Source organism: Achromobacter sp. ACM01 (assembly GCF_014851745.1).
In the GTDB taxonomy this organism is placed as follows: Bacteria; Pseudomonadota; Gammaproteobacteria; order Burkholderiales; family Burkholderiaceae_B; genus Achromobacter; species Achromobacter aegrifaciens.
Window position 1 is genome coordinate 49728 of sequence record NZ_JACVAF010000002.1, and the last position, 20374, is coordinate 70101.

16 protein-coding genes and 1 pseudogene are annotated in these 20374 nt (G+C 67.1%); 10 read left to right on the forward strand and 7 right to left on the reverse strand.

Annotated features, from left to right (window positions below; translation table 11 throughout):
- Positions 1-833 precede the first annotated feature (833 nt).
- Positions 834-5687, forward strand: a pseudogene (locus IB268_RS08690) (YadA-like family protein); the annotation flags it as partial.
- Positions 5688-5758: 71 nt separating this feature from the next.
- Complete coding sequence (locus IB268_RS08695) at positions 5759-6283, forward strand: preprotein translocase subunit SecD (RefSeq protein ID WP_125473732.1); 525 nt, start codon at positions 5759-5761, stop codon at positions 6281-6283.
- Between the two features lie 16 nt (positions 6284-6299).
- Here the strand turns inward: IB268_RS08695 and IB268_RS08700 are convergent, their stop codons facing one another.
- Together IB268_RS08700 and IB268_RS08705 are read right to left on the reverse strand one after the other, a co-directional pair.
- Positions 6300-7154: a 3-keto-5-aminohexanoate cleavage protein gene (locus IB268_RS08700; protein WP_175182201.1), complete on the reverse strand. Its 855-nt coding sequence runs from the start codon at positions 7152-7154 to the stop codon at positions 6300-6302.
- Complete coding sequence (locus tag IB268_RS08705; RefSeq protein WP_119451816.1) at positions 7151-8113, reverse strand: 3-hydroxyacyl-CoA dehydrogenase family protein; 963 nt, start codon at positions 8111-8113, stop codon at positions 7151-7153. The genes IB268_RS08700 and IB268_RS08705 overlap by 4 nt, the downstream gene beginning before the upstream one ends.
- Before the next feature lie 122 nt (positions 8114-8235).
- Between IB268_RS08705 and IB268_RS08710 the strand changes: the two genes are divergently transcribed.
- Entirely contained in the window at positions 8236-9177 is a 942-nt protein-coding gene (locus IB268_RS08710) for a LysR family transcriptional regulator (RefSeq protein ID WP_054459021.1), read from the forward strand.
- 87 nt (positions 9178-9264) lie between these two features.
- Complete coding sequence (locus tag IB268_RS08715; RefSeq protein ID WP_370127811.1) at positions 9265-9732, forward strand: MarR family winged helix-turn-helix transcriptional regulator; 468 nt, start codon at positions 9265-9267, stop codon at positions 9730-9732.
- Between the two features lie 21 nt (positions 9733-9753).
- On the opposite strand, the gene IB268_RS08720 is transcribed toward IB268_RS08715, so the two are convergent.
- Positions 9754-10743 carry an XdhC family protein gene (locus IB268_RS08720; protein WP_192354104.1) on the reverse strand — a complete coding sequence of 330 codons (990 nt, stop codon included), beginning with the start codon at positions 10741-10743 and terminating at the stop codon, positions 9754-9756.
- 61 nt (positions 10744-10804) lie between these two features.
- Between IB268_RS08720 and IB268_RS08725 the strand changes: the two genes are divergently transcribed.
- The 5 genes from IB268_RS08725 to IB268_RS08745 all read left to right on the forward strand — a co-directional run bounded on the left by IB268_RS08725 (position 10805) and on the right by IB268_RS08745 (position 15219).
- Positions 10805-11431 carry an NTP transferase domain-containing protein gene (locus IB268_RS08725; protein WP_192354105.1) on the forward strand — a complete coding sequence of 209 codons (627 nt, stop codon included), beginning with the start codon at positions 10805-10807 and terminating at the stop codon, positions 11429-11431.
- A gap of 249 nt (positions 11432-11680) precedes the next feature.
- Positions 11681-12643 carry an amidohydrolase family protein gene (locus tag IB268_RS08730; RefSeq protein WP_054459030.1) on the forward strand — a complete coding sequence of 321 codons (963 nt, stop codon included), beginning with the start codon at positions 11681-11683 and terminating at the stop codon, positions 12641-12643.
- A 20-nt stretch (positions 12644-12663) separates the two neighbouring features.
- A complete protein-coding gene (locus tag IB268_RS08735; protein WP_054459033.1) occupies positions 12664-13488 on the forward strand; it encodes an alpha/beta fold hydrolase in 825 nt (274 codons plus the stop codon).
- 30 nt (positions 13489-13518) lie between these two features.
- Positions 13519-14568, forward strand: a complete 1050-nt coding sequence (locus tag IB268_RS08740) for a 2,5-dihydroxypyridine 5,6-dioxygenase (protein WP_054459034.1) — start codon at positions 13519-13521, stop codon at positions 14566-14568.
- Positions 14569-14598: 30 nt separating this feature from the next.
- The gene (locus IB268_RS08745) at positions 14599-15219 is read left to right on the forward strand and encodes an N-carbamoylsarcosine amidohydrolase (protein ID WP_119451813.1); all 621 of its coding nucleotides are present in this window, start codon (positions 14599-14601) and stop codon (positions 15217-15219) included.
- Between the two features lie 78 nt (positions 15220-15297).
- Here IB268_RS08745 and IB268_RS08750 read toward each other — a convergent pair whose 3' ends face one another.
- Genes IB268_RS08750 through IB268_RS08765 form a run of 4 tightly spaced genes read right to left on the reverse strand, consistent with a single transcriptional unit; the run spans position 15298 to position 18777 of the window.
- The gene (locus IB268_RS08750; protein WP_054459037.1) at positions 15298-15816 is read right to left on the reverse strand and encodes an aromatic-ring-hydroxylating dioxygenase subunit beta; all 519 of its coding nucleotides are present in this window, start codon (positions 15814-15816) and stop codon (positions 15298-15300) included.
- A gap of 17 nt (positions 15817-15833) precedes the next feature.
- Positions 15834-17123, reverse strand: a complete 1290-nt coding sequence (locus tag IB268_RS08755) for an aromatic ring-hydroxylating dioxygenase subunit alpha (RefSeq protein ID WP_119451812.1) — start codon at positions 17121-17123, stop codon at positions 15834-15836.
- Between the two features lie 38 nt (positions 17124-17161).
- On the reverse strand, positions 17162-18460 hold the full coding sequence (locus IB268_RS08760; protein WP_175214433.1) for an NAD(P)/FAD-dependent oxidoreductase: 1299 nt from the start codon (positions 18458-18460) through the stop codon (positions 17162-17164).
- Positions 18461-18462: 2 nt separating this feature from the next.
- Entirely contained in the window at positions 18463-18777 is a 315-nt protein-coding gene (locus IB268_RS08765; protein ID WP_054459045.1) for a non-heme iron oxygenase ferredoxin subunit, read from the reverse strand.
- Positions 18778-19180: 403 nt separating this feature from the next.
- Here IB268_RS08765 and IB268_RS08770 point away from each other — a divergent pair, with 403 nt between their 5' ends.
- Positions 19181-20284, forward strand: coding sequence for a TRAP transporter substrate-binding protein (locus tag IB268_RS08770; protein ID WP_054459047.1), 1104 nt, complete (start codon positions 19181-19183; stop codon positions 20282-20284).
- Positions 20285-20374 lie beyond the last annotated feature (90 nt).

Genomic DNA, 20374 nt, shown 5'->3' on the forward strand with positions numbered 1-20374 from the left:
TCCATTTGTTTAGTGGGTGGAATGGCGGAAATGTTGGTTTCCGCTGTTACCTACCTGCGGCCAGCCGGCATAGGAAGGCTGCGCCGATACGTCCCATAGGCCCAAGTGCAATGTGCGATTGCAATTGCGCGCCGTAGTCTTGGCCTCAATGCATCACCCGATGCAGTCGCTGCGGGACTCCTCCGCCGGCAAGCGAGGCGTCCCGCGTTGGTCCTGGCGCATTTCCTTTTCCATCTCCATCAATAGATCGACCGCTTGCGTGGCGCAGTTGGCGAGAGCCCGGCCGCTTGCATAGCGGGTGGCGTTAGTCGCCGCAGCGTGTTCCGGGTGCCGTTTGAGTCACACGTAATGGCTGCGTAGACGAGAACTTCCCTAGAGTTTTTGAACTGGAGCATCCATTCATGAACAAGATACTCAGGAACGTTTGGATCGATGCGGACGAAGACGCGGCGGGAGGCCGGCAGTCCATTCGGAAGCGCCTGAAGCTGAACATGCGGCTGGATATCGCAGCGGGGCTTGCGATACTTGCCGGTCTGGCGGGTACGGGTCCGCAGGTTCATGCATCAACGTACAACCCGAATGGTTGCGCCTCTCCCAAGGCGACGGGACCCGACGGCGTAGCCTATCCTGCGGGCAAGACTCCGAGCGATGGATCCGGCCTGTGGTCCAACGTTATCGGATGCGATGCTGATGGCGGCGGCTACACCGGCGTGCAGGTCCTGGGCTTTCAAGCGACGGCGACGGGCAATGCCGCGACCGCCCTGGGGTTTGCGGCTACGGCGGCAATTCGGAGCACCGCTGTAGGCATGCAGGCCGGAGCCCTTGCCCTGGGTTCGACCGCTCTTGGTCAATGGGCGCGTGCCACGGCCGTCGGCAGCGTCGCGATCGGCGGCAATAATTCGTCCAATTCGGCGGCGGCGGGTGCGCAGGCATCGGGGCTCAACGCCGTTGCGGTCGCAGGAGAATCGCGTGCCATGGGGGCGGATTCCGTTGCGATAGGCACGCGTGCGCAGGCACGGCGCGATGGCGATGTGGCCCTGGGCATTGGCAGCGTGGCTGATGGCGCAACAGGAAACTTCTCCGCGGTGGCTATCGGTCGCGGCAGCTCGGCGATCGGTGAAAACTCGGTGGCGTTGGGCAATGCCAATCGGGCCTCGGGACCAGGCGCCGTCGCGCTGGGCAATAGCTCGGCGGCTGCGGGCGCCGCGGCGTTGGCCGTAGGCAACGATGCCAACGCGCTGGCGGCGCGGAGCATGGCGTTGGGGTTCGATTCGGTCGCAACCAACTCGGACGACGTCGCGCTGGGGGCGGGCTCCGCGACTGCTGCCGCCGTCGGCACGTCTGGCGCCGCGATCGCGGGGCGGTCCTATTCGTTCGCCGGGTCGGCGCCCGCCAGCACGGTCAGCGTGGGCAGCACGGGTGCGGAGCGCTCCATCACGAACGTTGCGGCGGGGCGGCTTGGCGCCCTTAGCACGGATGCCGTCAACGGTTCGCAGCTCAATGCGACGAATCAGGCGGTGAATGCCCTGGGCGACCGGGCGGTGACGTATGACGGCAACGAAGGTGATCCCAAGAGCCTGATCACGCTGGCGGGATCGGCATCCACGGACGGCGGCATGACGGGCGGCACCAGGCTCACCAACCTGGCGCGCGGGGCCGTGTCGGCCACCAGCACCGATGCGGTGAACGGTGCGCAACTGCATGACACGAACCAGGAGGTGCAGCGCGTGGGCGACAGGGTGACGACCATGGGCGATACGGTGACCAGCATGGGCAACACCGTCACGACCCTGGGCGATACCGTGACGAATCTCGGCGATACGGTCACGACCATCGGCGGTACGGTCACGACCTTGGGCGATACGCTCACCAGCCTCGGCGGCTCGCTGGCGAATCTCACCGGGGACACGAGCGCGACATACACCGACGCCAACGGCCTGGGCATCCGCTATGCGCGGACCAACGAGCGCGGGTTGACGCCCAGCGATGCCTACGCGCAGAACGCCGGCAGTACGGCGCTGGGCTACAACGCGCGAGCCACGGCCGACAACGCGCTGGCGCTGGGCCGCGAGGCCCAGGCAAGCCACGCCGGTAGCGTGGCGTTGGGCGCGAACGCGGTCGCCAATGGCGCGACGCTGGGCGCGGCGGCGTACCGCTCAGGTACGGCGGCGGTGGCGGGCGCTGCGCCAGTCGGCGAAGTGAGCATAGGCTCGGCGGGCGCGGAACGCCGCCTCAGCCACTTGGCCGCGGGCGCGTCCGACACGGATGCGGTGAACGTAAGCCAGCTCAAGTCCGTGGCCGAGAACGTGGGCAGCCTGGGCGACCGGGCGGTGACCTATGACGGCAACGCGGGCGATCCCAAGAGCCTGGTCACGCTGGCGGGATCGGCATCCACGGACGGCGGCATGACGGGCGGCACCAGGCTCACCAACCTGGCGCGCGGGGCCGTGTCGGCCACCAGCACCGATGCGGTGAACGGTGCGCAACTGCACGAGACGAACCAGGACGTGCAGCGCGTGGGCGACAGGGTCACGACCATGGGCGACACGGTGACCAGCATGGGCAACACCGTCACGACCCTGGGCGACACCGTGACGAATCTCGGCGATACGGTCACGACCATCGGCGGTACGGTCACGACCTTGGGCGATACGCTCACCAGCCTCGGCGGCTCGCTGGCGAATCTCACCGGGGACACGAGCGCAACGTACACGGACGCCAACGGCCTGGGCATCCGCTATGCGCGGACCAACGAGCGCGGGTTGACGCCCAGCGACGCCTATGCGCAGAACCCCGGCAGTACGGCGCTGGGCTACAACGCGCGAGCCACGGCCGACAACGCGCTGGCGCTGGGCCGCGAGGCCCAGGCAAGCCATGCCGGCAGCGTGGCGCTGGGCGCGAACGCGGTCGCCAATGGCGCGACGCTGGGCGCGGCGGCGTACCGCTCAGGTACGGCGGCGGTGGCGGGCGCTGCGCCAGTCGGCGAAGTGAGCATAGGCTCGGCGGGCGCGGAACGCCGCCTCAGCCACCTGGCCGCGGGCGCGTCCGACACGGATGCGGTGAACGTAAGCCAGCTCAAGTCCGTGGCCGAGAACGTGGGCAGCCTGGGCGACCGGGCGGTGACCTATGACGGCAACGCGGGCGATCCCAAGAACCTGATCACGCTGGCGGGATCGGCATCGACGGACGGCGGCATGACGGGCGGCACCAGGCTGACCAACCTGGCGCGCGGGGCCGTGACGGCCACCAGCACCGATGCAGTGAACGGCGCGCAACTGCATGAGACGAACCAGGACGTACAGCGCGTGGGCGACAGGCTGACGGGCATGGGCGATACCTTGACGGGCATGGGCGATACCCTGACGACCATGGGCGACACGTACACACACCTGACGGGGAACCCTAGCCTGATCAGCAAGGCCGACAATGGGCTGGGCTTGCGTTATGCGCGGACCAACGAGTTGGGACTGGCGGAAGATGATGCCTACGCGCAGGGCGTGGGCAGCACGGCGCTGGGCTACAACGCGCGGACGTCGGCCGGCGACGCGCTGGCGTTGGGACGCGATGCCCAGGCGAGCCAGGAAGGGAGCGTGGCGCTGGGTTCAGGCTCCGTGTCCGCCCGGGCGCTGACGCCGACCACGGGCAGCCTTGCGGTCGGCAGCGGTGGCGCCCTGGTGCCGTTCAACACGGCGGATCTCACCTTGCTGGGAGCGGTATCCGTGGGTCGCGATGGCGCGTACCGCCAGATTACCAACGTGGCGGACGGGACCGAGGAGCATGATGCGGTGACTTTGCGCCAACTGACCGGCGCGATCGGCTCCTTGACGACCACTGGGACCCAGTACTTCCATGTGAACTCGACGACTTCCGATTCGCTGGCGGTAGGGCTTGAGTCGATCGCGGTCGGCCCGCAGGCCGTGGTCAATGGGGACCGCGGCCTGGGGATCGGGGATCGGGCGGTAGTGGACCAGGGGGCGCCCGGCGGCATCGCCCTGGGACAGCAGGCGCGTACCACGTCAGCGGATAGCATTGCGGCGGGAACGCAGGCCCTGGCTGATGCCGTCCAGGGGGTGGCCCTGGGCGCCGGCAGCCAGGTTGTCGCGGGCGGTGGCGTAGCGCTGGGTGCGAGATCGGTCGCCAAGACGGTGGCCGGGGCAGCAGGATATGTGCCCCTGGGCGCCAATGGCGCGTCCGTGAACGCCACGCGCAGCACCTTGGCCGCGTTGTCTGTGGGTGACGCCGATGCCGGCATGTATCGGCAGATCAACGGGGTGGCTGCGGGTACTGTGGATTCCGACGCCGTGAACGTCAGCCAGTTGAAGGCGCTGGCCTCGAATGTGAGCGGGCTCGACGCGGGAGGGGTGAAATACGACCTCAATGCGGACGGCACCAGCAACTACGGCATGGTGACGTTTAATCCCGGCGGGGCGGCCACCGTGCTGAGGAATGTGGCGCGGGGCGCGCTGTCGGCGGACAGCACGGATGCGGTCAATGGTTCGCAGTTGTTCGAGACCAACCAGTACGTGAAGGCTATAGGCGATACGGTCGACAACTTCACCAAGGGCGGCGCCGGAATCAAGTACTTCCATGCCAACGGCGGGGCGTCGGCGGCGCTGCCGGATTCACAGGCCAATGGTCCAGGCAGTATCGCGGTCGGACCGGGCGCGGCGGCCAACGGGGTGAACTCGGTGGCCTTGGGCAACGGCGCGGTCGCAGGGAAGGATGGCGACGTGGCGTTGGGCGGAGGCGCCGTGGCGGACCGGGGAGCGCAGAGCTATGCCGGCAAGTATTCGGAGGCGCAAAACAAGTCGGCCGGCACGGTGTCGGTGGGCTCGTCGGGCGCGGAACGCACGCTCAGCAATCTGGCCGACGGCCGCGAGGCCACGGACGCCGTGAATCTGCGGCAGCTGGACGGCGCGCTCAAGCAGGCCAACGACTATACCGACAAACGCTTGCAGGACGTGGCAGGCAATGTGCTCCAGGTCGGCGACCAACTCACCGCGCTGGACGAACGCATGACCGGCATCGAAGGCGATGTGACGAACATCGGCAATGGCGCCGCGGGCATGTTCCAGACCAGCCAGGAAGTAAAGGCGGCCAAGCCGCCCAAGGCCAGCGGCGGCAACTCGGCGGCGGGCGGCGCGGGCGCCGTGGCCTCGGGTAAGAACAGCACCGCGATCGGCAATGGCGCGCAGGCGTCCGGCGCGGGAGCCACGGCGTTGGGCAACGGCAGCAAGGCGTCGGGCAGTAATGCCGTGGCGCTGGGCGCGGGGTCTGTCGCCGACCGCGACGACACGGTTTCGGTGGGCGCGGCCGGAGCCGAACGCCAGATCACGCACGTGGCCCGCGGCGCTGCGGGAACCGACGCGGTGAACGTGAGCCAGTTGCGAGAAGTAGAAAGCGGCCTGAGCAAGCAGGTGGCGGGCTTGCGCAAGAACGTGCAAGGGCTGGACAACCGGTTGAGCGCCGGCGTGGCTTCCGCCATGGCGATGTCGGCGCTGCCGCAGGCCTATCTGCCCGGCAGGAGCATGTTCAGCATGGGCGGCGGTACGTGGCGCGGAGAAAGCGGCTTTGCCATGGGGCTGTCCACGGTGTCCGACAGCGGAAGATGGGTGGTGAAGGGCCTGGCCAGCAGCAGTTCGCGCGGCGACTACGGCGCTAGCGTGGGAGTGGGATATCAATGGTGAATACATGTGGCACGAACGCAGGCTCGCGGCCCGCAGCTGCGGCCTCAATGATTCATGAGAGGTATACAGCCATGACACGTCGCATCATTCTTCCGGCTTTGATTGCATCGAGCGCATTGCTGGCGGCTTGCCAGCCCATGGTGGCTCAGAAGGGCGCGAATGCCGCGCCCCGCGCCGCCCAGCCTGCGCCGCAAGACACCGCGGCGCGGGCGCGGACGGCCATCCCGGCGGTCGAGTTCCGCCTGGCGCAGGACCAGCCGGGCGCCGATCTGCGCGAGCTGCGCATGTCCGACAAGACCTACTACTTCCTGCTGGCGCCCGCGCTTACCCGGGCAGACCTGAATACCGCCACGCCCATGAAGACCCGGGAGGGGCAGCCTTTTGTCAGCTTGCGATTCACGCCGCCAGGCGCGCGCAAGCTGGCGCAGATCGGCCGCCAGTACCCCGGGAAGTGGCTGGTGTTCACGATAGACGGCAGGCTGGTGGGCGTGCCGCGCATCGCAGGCCCCATGGAGGAGGGCATCCTGAACCTGACGATGAACTCGGAGGAGCAGGCAATCAGCGTTGCGCAAGCGATAGAAGGGGCGGCGCAGTAGCGCCGCCCAGGCGGAGTCAGCCGATCGCCCCGTAGATGCGGCGCGCGTCAGCGGCCGTGGCCAGCGGGCGGCCCAACGCCTGCGCGCCTTGCGCGGCCTGCAATACCAGCGCCGAGTTGCCCGGTGCGGTGCTGCCGTCGCGCAGCTTCAGGTTGTTCTCGAAACCCACGCGCATGTGGCCGCCGAACGCTGCGGCCGTGGTGACGCAGGCGTTTTCCTCGGGGCCGAAGGCGCATACCGCCCACGGCAGGGACTGGTCGTACGCGGCCAGGAAGGGCAGCAGGTCATAGGCCGAAGAGGTCTGGCCCGCGCTGTAGCGGCCCAGCACGAACAGCACCGACCACGCTCCTGGCGGCACCAGGCCGCGCGCGCGCAGGGACAGCCAGCGGCGCACGTCGCCCTCGTCGTACAGGATGATCTGGGTCATGATGCGGCGCTCGGCGATCCAGGCGAGGAAAGCCGCCAGCTCGCTTTCCGGGATCTCCGGCACGGCGATCTCGCGCAGCCCGATGGACACGGCCTCGGGCTGCAATTCGCGCACCAGGGCGATCTGTTCCGCCGCCTTGTAGACGCCGGCGGCTTCGCTGGTCACCTGCACCAGCAGTTCGTCGCCCACGGCGCCGCGCACCGCGGCCAGGGCGTCACGGTAGGCCTGGGCGTCCAGCAGGTGGCTGCCGTCAGGCTTGCGCACGTGCATGTGCATCATGGCGGCGCCGGCGTCCAGGCAGGCGCGCGCTTCGTGCGCCAGAGCCTCGGCGGTAAGCGGCACGGCCGGATGGTCGGCGGCCTTTTTGTAGGCGCCATTGGGCGCCACGGTAATGATGACGGGCGAGTCGGCCAGCGCGGCGCGGGGCAGGGGGGTGTTGCTCACGGCTTGATCTCCGGCAGTTCGGGTGCAATCAGGTCCAGGCCGGCGCGTAACAGGCGGTCGTAGCGCGCGCGCTCGGCAGCAATGGTTTCGGGCGTCCAGGTGTAGAAACCTTCGCCCGTCTTCATGCCGTGGCGTCCGTCCTGGGCGCGTTCGGTCAGGCAGCGCGCCGGCTCGCTGGCGTTGCAGAAGGTGGGGTACATGGTGGCGCCGGCGGCGGCATGCACATCGATGCCGGCATGGTCGCGCTGCATCACCGGGCCGGCCGCCAGGAAGCGGAAGCCGAAGCCGAAACGCACTGCCGCGTCCACGTCTTCCGGCGAGGCGATGCCGCGGTCGATCAGGTCGAAGGCTTCGCGCGACAGCGCGTGCTGCAGGCGGTTGGCCAGAAAGCCAGGCAGGTCCTGGCGCACCTTCACCGGCACGCTGCCGCAGCGCCGCATGAATTCGATCAGCGTGTCGGCGCAGGCGTTGTCGCTGGCTTCGCCCAGCACCACTTCCACCAGCGGCACCAGATGCGCGGGCATGAAGAAGTGCAGGCCCAGCATGCGGCCGCGGGTAGCCAGGCCCTGGCTGATGGCGCTGATCGGGAAGCTGGAGCTGTTGCTGGCCAGGATGGCATCGGGCCGGGCGCGTTGCGCCAGGTCCGCAAACAGCGCCTGCTTGATGTCCAGGCGTTCGGGTATGCACTCGATGACCAGGTCCACGCCGGACCAGTCCACCTCGTCCAGGCTGGCGGCGGTGGACAGCAGGGCGGCGTTCGCTTCCCGGCCTATGGTCTTGAGGTTTTCCGCGACACGGGCGGGCACGCCCGCCGCGCGCTCGGCATTCGATTCGATCACCGTGGTCCGGCAGGCCGCGCGGGTCAATACCACGGCCACGTCGGCGCCCATGGTGCCGCCGCCCACCACCACCGCATGCGCCGCGCCCGGATTGGGCAGCGCTATCGCGTCCGTCTGCATGGTTTGCTCCTTTATCTGAAACTACGCTGCGGGCGAGTGTAGAGAACCGGTTTTGATTGATGAATCAGATTTTTTGGATAGAATGATCTTATATTTAGATCAATAGAGGGGCCGCGCCAGGCATGCAGATCAATCTTTCGATGCGCGATATCGATACCACGCTGGTGCTGGGCCGCACGCTCAACTTCCGCCAGGCCGCCGCGCAGTTGCACCTGTCGCAATCGGCTCTGTCCACGCAGATCCAGCGCATCGAAGAGGCGCTGGGCGTGCGCCTGTTCGACCGCACCACGCGCACCGTCCGCCTCACCGCCGCCGGCGAGGTCTTCATGCAGCAGGCTGCCGCGCTGCAAGTGGCCTTCCGCGACGCCATTGCCGCGGTCAGCGGCATCGTCAACGCGGAACAGGGGCAGGTGTCGGTGGCGGCCTTGCCCTCGATCGCGGCCCGCCTGCTGCCGCGGGTGCTCATGACCTATCGCCAGGCCCATCCGCTGGTCGCCCTGAAAGTACGCGATACCTTGTCCGGGCCGGCTTTCGATCTGGTGCGCGCGGGCGAAGTCGACTTCGCCCTGACCGCGGCGGACCCGCAGCATGCGGATCTGCACTACGTGCCGCTGATGTCCGACAGTTTCCTGCTGTTGATCCCCGAAGCCCATCCACTGGCGCGCGCCCGCGGTCCGCTGCGTTGGGCCGATACGGCGGATGCGGGGCACGTGTCCATGGTGCAGCCCAGCAGCGTGCGGCAGTACACGGAATGGGCTTTCCTGCAGAACCGGATACGCTTTACGCCGGCCTTCGAGGCCGAGCATCTGACCACCATCGTCGCCATGGTCGAATGCGGATTCGGCGTTGCCGCGCTGCCCGAAATCGCCGCCGCGGCGGTAGCGCAAAATGGCATCGTCCAGCGTCCGCTGATCGGACCGGTGGCCGAGCGTTCGATCGGGCTGGTCACGGCCCGCAACCGCAGCCTGTCGCCCGCCGCGGCGGCGTTGGTGCAGACCTTGAAGGAGTATCTGGCGCAGCAGGCGCGCCAGGCCGGGCCGGTGGTATTATCCTCAGTACACTAACTAAACTGGAGCTGCCTCAACGTGCCGGATGTACAGAAAAAGACGACGTCCCAGAAGCGCGTCGCAACTCATAAGACAGACACCAAGATCTTCGATCCGGCCAAGCAGGTGCTTTGGTCGCGTCCGGGATATCTGGTGCGGCGCCTGAACCAGATCCACTACGCCATGTTCTACGAGGAGTGCAAGACGCAGAACGTGACGCCGGTGCAGTATGGCGTGCTGACCGCGCTGTCGCTCAGTCCCTGGCTGGACCAGACCGCCATCGGCATGGAGCTGGGGCTGGATCGCACCACCACCGCAGACGTGGTCAAGCGCCTGCAGGAGCGCGGCCTGGTGGAACGGCGCATCAATCCCAACGACAAGCGCTCGCGCCAGGCCGTCATCACCCAGGAAGGCCTGCGCATCATGGGCATCCTGCAGGAAGGCATGGCGCGCGCCCAGCAGCGCCTGCTGGAGCCGCTGTCCACGCGCAATCAGGAAATCTTCATGAAGCTGCTTTCCACCCTGGTGGAAGCCAATAACCAGTACAGCCGCACCACGCTCAAACCCATGTAGGGCCGAGGCCGGCTGCCTGGCTCAGCCTTGCAGCGCGCTGGTCTGCGGCGCGCTGCGGGCGGCTTCGCCGTCGCCCAGCGTGTTGCGCACCCAGATCAGTTCGGCCGCGATCGCCACGGCGATCTCGGCCGGCGTCTTGCTGGCGATGCGCAGGCCCACCGGGCCGTGCAGGCGGGCGATCTGGCTGTCGTCCAGGTCGAACAGCCGCAGCCGCTCGCGGCGCTTCTGCTGGTTGGCGCGCGAACCCAGCGCGCCCACATAGAAGGCCCGCGATTTCAATGCTTCCAGCAAAGCCATGTCGTCGAGCTTGGGATCGTGGGTGACCGCCACGATGGCGGTCCGCTCGTCGGTGCCGATTTCCAGCACGGCGTCGTCGGGCATGCTGGTGAGCAAGGTAGCCTGGGACTGGTTCCAGTCGCCGTAGAACTCCTCGCGGGGGTCGCAGACCGTGACGTGGAAATCCAGCGTGGCGGCGATGCTGGCCAGCACCTGGGCGGTCTGGTTGGCGCCGATGATGAGCAGCCGCCAGCGCGGGCCGTACACGCTGCGGAAGATGCGGCCATCGAAGTCCGGGCCGTCGGCCGGACCGGCGGGAGACACCGAGCTGCTGCCGTCCTGCAGGTCCACCGTGCGTTGGATCAGGCCATGGCCGCGTATGGATTGCAGCACCAGGTCCAGCCATTGCGTGTCGCGCAGCGGTTCGCTGATCAGGCGCAACGTGCCGCCGCAAGGCAGGCCGAAGCGCGCGGCCTCGTCGCGGGTGACGCCGTAGGTCAGGCGCGCCGGGGCATCCTCGAGCGTGCCTTCGCGGGCGCGCAGCATCAGGTCGTCTTCGATGCAGCCGCCGGAAACCGACCCGACCATGCGGCCGTCCTCGCGCAGCGCCAGCATGGCCCCGGCCTGGCGCGGGGCCGATCCCCAGGTCTGCACCACGGTCACCAGGTGCACGCGGCTGCCCGCGGCTACCCAGTCCCGCGCATGTTGCAATACGTCCAGATCCAGAGCGTTCATCGGCTTCTCACAGTGAAAGGCCGCGGCGCTGCCACGGCTTATATTCACTATACTGATCATCATGGCGACTGTCTCTAGTGTCTATCCCTACCCGATTCCCGCGCGTGTCGGCATCCTGTTGGCTGCGGGGCGGGGCTCGCGCTACGCCGCGCAGCGGCCCGGCGCCGACAAGCTGCTGGCGCCGCTGCCGCAGGGCGCGCGCGTGGCGGCGGCCAGCGCGCGCACGCTGCGCGCGGCGGTGGAGATGGTCGTCGCCGTGGTGCGGCCCGGCAGCGCCGCGTTGGCCGGATTGCTGCGGGCTGAAGACTGCGTGGTGTTGGAGACCGACCTGGCAGAGGAGGGCATGGGCGCCAGTCTGGCCGCGGCGGCGCAGTATTTGCAGGGCCTGCCCGGCACGCCTGCCACGGTGCTGGTCGCGCTGGCCGACATGCCCTGGATCCAGCGCGCCAGCCTGGCGAGCGTGCTGGAGGCGCTGCGCGATGCGCCCATGGCCGCGCCCTCGTACCAGGGGCAGCGCGGCCACCCGGTGGGATTCCGCGGAGACCTGCTGGCGCAACTCGCCGCGCTGAGCGGGGACGAAGGCGCGCGGCGGCTGCTCAAAGGGCCCGGCCTGCAATTGGTCCCCGTCGATGATCCCGGGGTGTTGCGCGATGTCGACACGCCTGCCGACCTGGACGAAGACGGCTGAACGCCGCCTGCAGGCAAGGCCGCCGCGGCGGCCTTTTTTTTGCGCTTCGGGATTTCCCTAATTTGTCAGTACGCTGACTATAAAGTCAGTATACTGACGTAAATTCGGAAGCCCTCGCAGGGCTTTTCCCAATGGGAAAGCGGCTGCGCGCGATTCCGGTTGTTCCGATGTAATAGTCAGTGTACTGATAAACAATGCTGACGCGCCGTGGCAGGACAGGGTCCGCGCCATCAAACTGGGAGTAGGGGAATGAGCAAAGTACGCAAGATCGCGTTTGAGGAGCACTACACCGCGGTCGGATTCAAGGACTATTCGAAGAGCTTCGCGCAGCACATCGATCCCGCCGTGCTGGCCGACCTGGCCGCGCGCCTGGTGGATTTCGACGAAGTCCGGCTGGGCGAAATGGACCGCGGCGGCATCGACTATGTCATCCTGTCGCAGACCGGGCCGGGCGTGCAGGCCGAAGCCGACGCCGCCGTCGCGCTGCGCCGCGCCAAGGAGAACAACGATTTCCTGGTCGAGCAGGTGGCCCGCCACCCGACGCGCTACGGCGCCTTCGCCACCGTGCCCATGCACGATCCTGTGGTCGCCGCCGCAGAACTGGAGCGCTGCGTCAAACAGCTGGGCTTCAAGGGCGCGCTGATCAACGGCCACACCAATGGCGTGTACTACGACGGCCGCGCCTATGACCCGTTCTGGGAAAAGGTGCAGGAGCTGGACGTGCCCGTCTACCTGCACCCGTCCGATCCCTACGTCATTCCGCAGGCCTACTCGGGCCACCCCGAGCTGGTGGGGGCATGCTGGGGCTGGGGCGTCGAAACCGCCACCCATGCGCTGCGTTTGCTGTTCGGCGGCGTGTTCGACCGGTTCCCCGCCGTCAAGCTGATCCTGGGCCACATGGGCGAAGGCCTGCCGTTCCTGCGCTGGCGCTTCGACAGCCGCTTCGCGGTCTATTCGCACGGCATCAAGCTGGCGCGCGCGCCTTCCGAATACCTGGGCAGCAACATCCTCATCACCACGTCCGGGGTCTGTTCGCCTCCCACGCTGATGGCCGCCATCGCCGAAATGGGCCGCGAGGCGGTGATGTTCTCGGTCGACTATCCCTACGAATCGACCGCGCTGGCCGTGGAATTCATCGAGCAGACGCCGATGGACGACGCGACCCGCGAACTGATCTGCAACGGCAACGCGCGACGCCTGTTCAAACTCTGAGTCCAGCCCGGGAGACCGACATGAGCAACTTCCTGTACGGCGGCAACGTCCATGCCAACGGCATCCGCCAGCATTACCTGCGCTACGGCGGCGAACGTGGGGCGGGGCGCGATCCGGTCATCATCGTGCCGGGCATCACCAGCCCGGCGGTCACCTGGGGCTTCGTCGGCGAGCGCTTCGGCGCGGCCTTCGACACCTATGTGCTGGACGTGCGGGGCCGCGGCCTGTCCGCAGCCGGCGCGACGCTGGACTACAGCCTGGACGCGCAAGCCGCCGACGTGCTGGCCTTCGCAGAGGCGCTGGGCCTGGCGCGCTACAGCGTGGTCGGCCATTCGATGGGCGGACGCATCGGCGTGCGCGCCGGGCGCGGCAAGCCGGCAGGACTGAGCCGCCTGGTCCTGGTGGACCCGCCGGTGTCCGGTCCCGGCCGCCGGCCGTATCCCGCCAAACTGCCCTGGTACGTCGATTCCATGGCGCAGGCGCGGCACGGCATGGACGCCGAGGCCATGCGCGCGTTCTGCCCGACCTGGACCGAGGAGCAGCGCCAGCTGCGCGCCGAATGGCTGCACACCTGCGACGAGCGCGCCATCATCCAGAGCTTCGAGGCCTTCCAGAGCGACGACATCCATGCCGACCTGCCGCGCCTGGACGTGCCGGTGCTGCTGATCACGGCGGAGCGGGGCGACGTGGTGCTGGACGCCGACGTGGCCGAGATCCAACGGCTGGCGCCCGGCACGCAACACCACCGCGTGCCCGCCGCCGGCCACATGATTCCGTGGGACAACGAGGAAGGCTTCTATGCCGCCTTCGGCGATTTCCTGGGCGCGCCGCTGGCGCGCGGCTGAAGCGCGCGACCGTCAAGCAAGGAGGGCATCATGCCTATAAGCGACTATGAAATGGTGAAGGCCTGGCAGCAGGTGCTGACCCTGTCCAAGCTGCAAGCGGGGCAGACCGTCACGGTGCTGACCAGCGCGGCCACCCATCCGCAAACCCTGGCGACGGCGCTGATCGCGACGCAAGCCATGGGCGCCATCGTGAACCGCCTGGACCTGCCGCCCGTCAATGGCGAGCGGGCGCTGAGCCGGGACTCGCTGGCCTACCTGGGCACCACGCCGCTGACCGGCAACAAGGCCGCCATTGCGGCCTTGAAGGAAAGCGACCTGGTACTGGACCTGATGACGCTGCTGTTCTCTCCGGAACAGCACGAGATCCTGGCGACCGGCACCAAGATCCTGCTGGCGGTGGAGCCGCCGGAAGTGCTGGCGCGGCTGGTGCCGACCGAGGCCGACCGTGCGCGGGTCAAGGCGGCCGCCGCGCGCATCGGCGCGGCGCGCGAGATGAGCGTGGTATCCGAGGCGGGTACGGACCTGCGCTGTCCACTGGGCGAGTTCCCGGCCATCAGCGAATACGGCTTCGTCGACGAACCCGGGCGCTGGGACCATTGGCCCAGCGGCTTCGTGCTGACCTGGCCGAACGAAGGCGGCGCCAACGGCAAGATCGTGATCGACGTCGGCGACATCCTGCTGCCGCAGAAGCTCTACGTGCGCTCGGCCATCGAGCTGACGGTCGAGAACGGCTACGCCACGCGCATCGACGGCGGCGTGGACGCGGAACTGCTGCGCGAGTACGTGGCCTCGTTCAAGGACCCGGAAGCCTACGCGATTTCGCACATAGGCTGGGGCCTGCAACCGCGCGCGCACTGGACCACGCTGGGGCTGTACGACCGCGAGGCCACCATAGGCATGGACGCGCGCGCCTACGAGGGCAATTTCCTGTTCTCGCTGGGTCCCAACAACGAGGCCGGCGGCAACCGGACCACCACCTGCCACATCGACATCCCCCTGCGCGCCTGCACGGTGCGGCTGGACGGGGAGGACGTGGTGCGCCAGGGCAAGGTGCTGGACGGTGCCGGCCTCCAGGCTTAGCACGCAATCACCGTACTAGGAGTTCCCTACATGAATGACGATATCTCGGCCTACGCGCGCCAGGGTTTCGGCACGGCGATGGCGCCCAAGGCGCCCTATGGCCTGCTGATCGTGGACTTGGTCAACGGCTTTGCCGATCCGGCTGTGTTCGGCGGCGGCAACATCCCCCAGGCCATCGAGCAGACCGTAGGCCTGCTGGCGCATGCGCGCAAGCAGGGCTGGCCGGTGGCGCACAGCCGCATCGTGTTCGCCGATGACGACGCGGACCACAACATCTTCACCTTGAAGGTGCCGGGCATGCTGACCCTGAAGGAAGCGGACCACAACAGCGCCATCGTGCCGCAGCTTGCGCCCGCGGCCGGCGAACTGGTGGTGCGCAAGACGGTGCCTTCGGCGTTCTTCGGCACCAGCCTGGCGGCCTGGCTGTCGCAACGCGGCGTGCAGACGCTGCTGGTGGCGGGCGCGGTCACCAGCGGCTGCGTGCGGGCCAGCGTGGTGGACGCCATGCAGTACGGCTTCCGGCCGCTGGTGGTGTCGGATTGCGTGGGCGACCGCGCCATCGGCCCGCATGACGCCAACCTCTTCGACATGCAGCAGAAGTACGCCACCGTGTTGACGCGGGACGAAGCCATGCGCGCTACGCAGGCCTGAGCTGGCGCCGCAGACCGGAACAAAAAAAAGGGTTGCGCCACGGGGCGCAACCCTTTTTTTACATTGCCCTTCCGCGTTCTAGACGGGATAGACCAGGTCGTTGGCCAGGATGGTGGTGTCATACACCACCTGCCGTTCCTTCAGCTTGAGCACGCCGTCCTGCCGCGTATAGCGGTCGTAGTATGTGCCGGCCAGGTGCAGGGTGGTGGGACCTTCCACCAGCGTCTGCATCAGCATGAATGCCGCCTGGGACTCGATCTCGCCATCCGCGGATTCGCTGATGACGCGGGTGTTGCTGACCAGATGCAGCATGTAGCGCGGGGCGAACATCTGGGTGCGAGAAATGGCCACGGCGCGGTCATGCATCATGGCGCGGCCTTCGGAGTACACCAGGCCGACGGGCAGGCCCAGTTCGGCGTTCTCGCGCGCGGTGACGCGGTACAGGCCGTCCTCGGTGAAGAAGTCCGGCCAGGCCTCGACCTGGCCCGCGTCCAGGGCGGCGCAGTAGTCGGCGTGGAATTCCTCGATCTCCAGTCGCAGCGCGATGGCGCGCGCGGGATCGATCTTGCGGGGGGAGTATTCGAATCGGGTTCTCATGTTTCCTGGTTCCTGCCTCAGAAGCCCATCACGCTGCGGTAATAGCTGTACATGGAGCGGATCGCAGCTTCCGAGATCAGCGTGTTGGAGGTGCCTTGCTTGCCGGACTCCAGCTTCAGCACGTTGACGTCGGTGCTGGCGCGGCGCACGCCTTCCTGCACGAACTTCATGGCTTCGTTGTCTTCCAGGCCGAGGAAGCCCGCCGGCCCCATCAGGTTGCCCTGGCGCAGACGATGGCGCTCCATTTCGGGCGTGTCGTCCTCGTAGCCGAACATGGTCCATTGCATGATCATGCTGTCGGGCCCGTTGGGCACGATCTGGCGCACGCCCAGCGTGTTCATTTCACGTTGCACGATCAGGTTGGGCCAGACGGTCTGCATGGTGACCGACCAGGGCGAGTCGAATTCCTTGACGAACTCCAGGAAGCGGTCGTCCTGCAGGTGCAGGCCGTCGTGGAAGGAGCGCATTTCCTTCTTGTTCTCTTCGCTGACGTTGGCGTACTTGTCCTCGCTCTTGGCTGAAGCCATGGTGCCATGGCGGCCATGCACCGGATCGACCAGCATGGCGGACTTGTTGCCCGCCACCAGCAGCCCGAACACCACCAGGAACGAATGCAGCAGGGTTGCGTGGTACGGATCCTTCAGGTTCTCGTGGTACATCTTCCAGTTGCACGGCAGCTCGTTGCGGTAGTAACCGTGGATCTTGAGCTTCTTGCCCGGGAAGACGGTGTCGAAATCGGCCAGGATTTCGGGTGTCAGGTATTCCTCGATGGGTTCGACCTCATCGCTGTAGGACGCGAAGATGACGCCGTTGCGCGTGGTGACGCGCAGCTTGCGCAGGCCGTGGTCTTCGTTCTTGAAGTCCTTGGGCATGCCGCCCTCGCGGTTCACGCCGCGCTTGAAGGGGATGCCCTGCAGATTGCCCTTCAGGTCGTAGGACCACTGGTGGTAGGGGCAGACGAATTCCTTGGCGTTGCCCTGGCTGTGGCGGCAGAACTCCGCGCCGCGGTGGGCGCAGCGGTTCTCGAACACATTGACCGAGCCGTCTTCGGCGCGCGACACCACCACCGGGGTCGGCCCCACATAAGACCGCTTGTAGTCGCCCGGGTTCGGCAGCTCGGCTTCCAGGGCCACGTAGTTCCAGGTCTTGCCGTGGAAGATCTTTTCCACTTCCTGGTCGTAGACGGCGCGGCTGGTGTAGACCCAGTCGGGGATGTAGTGCAGCGCGTCTTCCGGCCAGACACAGTCGGCCAGGGCGGTGTCCTTGGACGCCATCGTAAGGCCGATGACGGTTTGCGATTGATACATGAAAAGCTCCTGTCGATGCGGGGGCGGTAATGGTGGGGTCAGGACGCGGCGGCGTTTTGCTGGCAGGCTTTCACCAGCGGCTTGAGCGCCACGGTCTCGTCGGCATAGCGCTCGGGATCGATGGCGATGCCTTGTTCGAACAGCACGCGCAGCTGGCGCAGGTCGCCGCCGGCGTTGATGGCGATGGCATGCACCGGCACGCCGTCGCGGTGGCCAAGCCAGATGAACTTGGGCGCCTCGGCCTGCGCCTGGGGCACGCCGCGGCAGGCATAGACCAGGTCCGGCTGGGGCAGGCCCAACATCTGTACGTTGCAGCCATACTGGTCCGTCCAGAACCACGGATAGGGCTCGGCCGGCGCGGGCTGGTCCAGCATGCCGGCCGCGGCCGCGCGCGCCTGTTCGTTGGCGTTCTGCCAGGATTCCAGCCGCAGCGCCATGTTCAGGTGACGCCGGTGCTGGCTGGCGCAATCGCCGGCCGCATATATATTTGGGTCGCTGCTACGGCAGGCGGCGTCCACCGCGATGCCGCCATTGGCGGGATCCAGCGCCAGACCGGCTTGTGCGGCCAGCGATACGTCGGGCACCAGGCCGATGGCCACCACCACGACGTCGGCCTCGATAGAGGAAGCGTCTTGCAGTTCTATATTGAAGCGCGCCTGATGCCGCACAGCGGCATCCGCATGGGGCTGCCAGTCGGTGCGCGCGATGCGCGCGTCCAGGCGCAGGTCCACGCCGGCGTGGCGGGCGCGTTCGGCCAGCCAATCCGACAGGGCCGCGGGCAGCACGCGTTCCAGCAAGCGGGGCGCGCTTTCCAGCACGGTGACTGCGGCGCCCAGGACGCGCGCAGTGGACGCCACCTCCAGGCCCAGGAAGCCGCCGCCGATGACGGCCACGCGCGACTGCGGCGCGAGGGCGGCGCGCAGCGCCGCGGCATCGTCCAGCGTCCTGATGTAATGCACGCCCGGCGTGCCGCGCGGCAGGCTGGGCAGTTCGCGCGCCCGCCCGCCGGTGGCGAGCAGGCAGCGGCTATAGGGGAGGCTGCGGCCGTCGGCCAGTTCGACCAGACGGTTGGCAGCGTCGATCCGCAAGGCCTGCATGCCGGTCAGCAGGGTGACGCCTTGCTGCGCATAGAAGTCTTGGGGGTGCACAGCGGTCTGGCCATGCGCGCCGGGGCTTTGCAGCACGTCCTTGGACAGGGGCGGGCGCTCATAGGGCGCGTGCGCTTCCTGGCCGATCAGCGTGATGGGGCCTGCGTGGCCCAGGCCGCGCAGCGTGGCCGCCGCCACCGCGCCGGTCTGGCCGGCGCCGATGATGAGGATCGGATCTGCGTCAGCCATGGTCAGCCTTGCAGGTTGGCATAGATGTCCTGGCCTTCGACCTTGACCGGATAGATGCGGATGCCAGTGGTGGCGGGCGCGCACATGGCCTGGCCGGTGCGGATGTCGAATTTGGCCTGGTGTAGCGGGCATTCGATGCAGCCGTCTTCCAGATAGCCGTCGGACAGCAGCGCGTAGGCGTGGGTACAGACATTGTCGGAGGCGTGGAACTCGCCTTCGATGCGATACAGCGCAAGCTGCTTTTCGCCGGCGGCGACGGGGATCACCTCGTCGTCTTCGGTCAGTTGGTCGGTAGAGGCAATGCGGATCCAGTTCATATCAACTCGCTCGTCAGTATGCTGAGTAATTGTCGTCAGTGTACTGCCTAAAAAAACAAGTCAGGAGCTAGGGATTTCCCCGACAGGCGGCGGGTCGAAGGGCGGCGGCGCGGGCCTATTATGCACGGCGTTCGCGGTGCGCAATCGCGACCGTCCGCTATATGTAAGGAGTACCCGCAAATAGCCCTCGGACCCGTGAAAAAAAACCGCCGGAATGAGTGGAAACCCAGGCGTTTCGCGGGCGTCGGCAGTGGGGATTTACCTTGTTGACACTCAAAATTACTGTCAGTATGCTGATCAACAATTCAGTGTGCTAACGTTTTTTTCGGATGTACGCGAGTGGCGTTGGCATGAGTTGAGGCGGGTCCAAGGGGACTCAATCGAACCAGATCGGGAGCAATGAATGCAACGACGCCGTTTCCTCGCACAAGCCGCCGGCGCAGCCGGCGCGGGCCTCGCCACCGTGGGCATGCCCGCCGTCGCGCAATCCGCGCCGTCGGTGCGCTGGCGCATGTCCACCAGCTGGCCCAAGAGCCTGGACACTATCTACGGCTCGGCCGAAGAACTCTGCAAGCGCGTGGCGCAGCTGACCGACGGCAAGTTCGAGATCCGCGCCTTTCCCGGCGGCGAACTGGTGCCCGCGGCGCAGAACATGGACGCGGTCAGCAATGGCACGGTGGAATGCAACCACGTGCTGAGCACGGCCTACATCGGCAAGAACACCGCCCTGACCTTCGACACCGGCCTGTCCTTCGGCCTGAGCGCGCGCCAGCATAACGCCTGGATCGCCTACGGCGGCGGCTTGAAGATGCTGCGCGCGCTCTATAAGAAGTACAACATCGTCAACCACGTCTGTGGCAACGTCGGCGTGCAGATGGGCGGCTGGTATCGCAAGGAGATCAAGTCGGTCGCCGACCTGAAGGGCCTGAACATGCGCATCGGCGGCATCGGCGGCATGGTGCTGTCCAAGCTGGGCGCGGTGCCGCAGCAGATCCCGCCGGGCGACATCTATCCCGCGCTGGAAAAGGGCACCATCGACGCGGCCGAATGGATCGGCCCCTACGACGACGAGAAGCTGGGCTTCAACAAGGTGGCGCCGTACTACTACTCGCCGGGCTGGTTCGAAGGCAGCGCCTCGATCACCAGCATGGTGCACGACAAGGCATGGGAAGCCCTGCCGCCGGCCTACCAGGCAGCGTTCGAGGCGGCGGCCGGCGAGCAGACCATGCGCATGCTGGCCAACTACGATGCGCGCAATCCGCTGGCGCTGCGCAAGCTGATTGCCGGCGGCGCCAAGGTCAGTTTCTTTCCCAAGGAAGTGATGGACGCGGCGTACAACGCCTCGCAGGAACTGTGGGCCGAACTCTCGGCCAAGAACCCGGACTTCGCCGCCATCTTCCCCGATTGGAAGAAATTCCAGGCCGAGCAGGCGGCTTGGTTCCGTGTGGCTGAAAGCCCGCTGGACAACTACACCTTCGCCGCCGTGGCGAAGGCCCAGGCCAAATAACCAGTGTCCTGCCCCGCAGATACGCCCGCACGAAATCCCCCCATGAACGTCAGGGCGTCGTTGCAAATCCTCGCGATACCTTCGGGTATC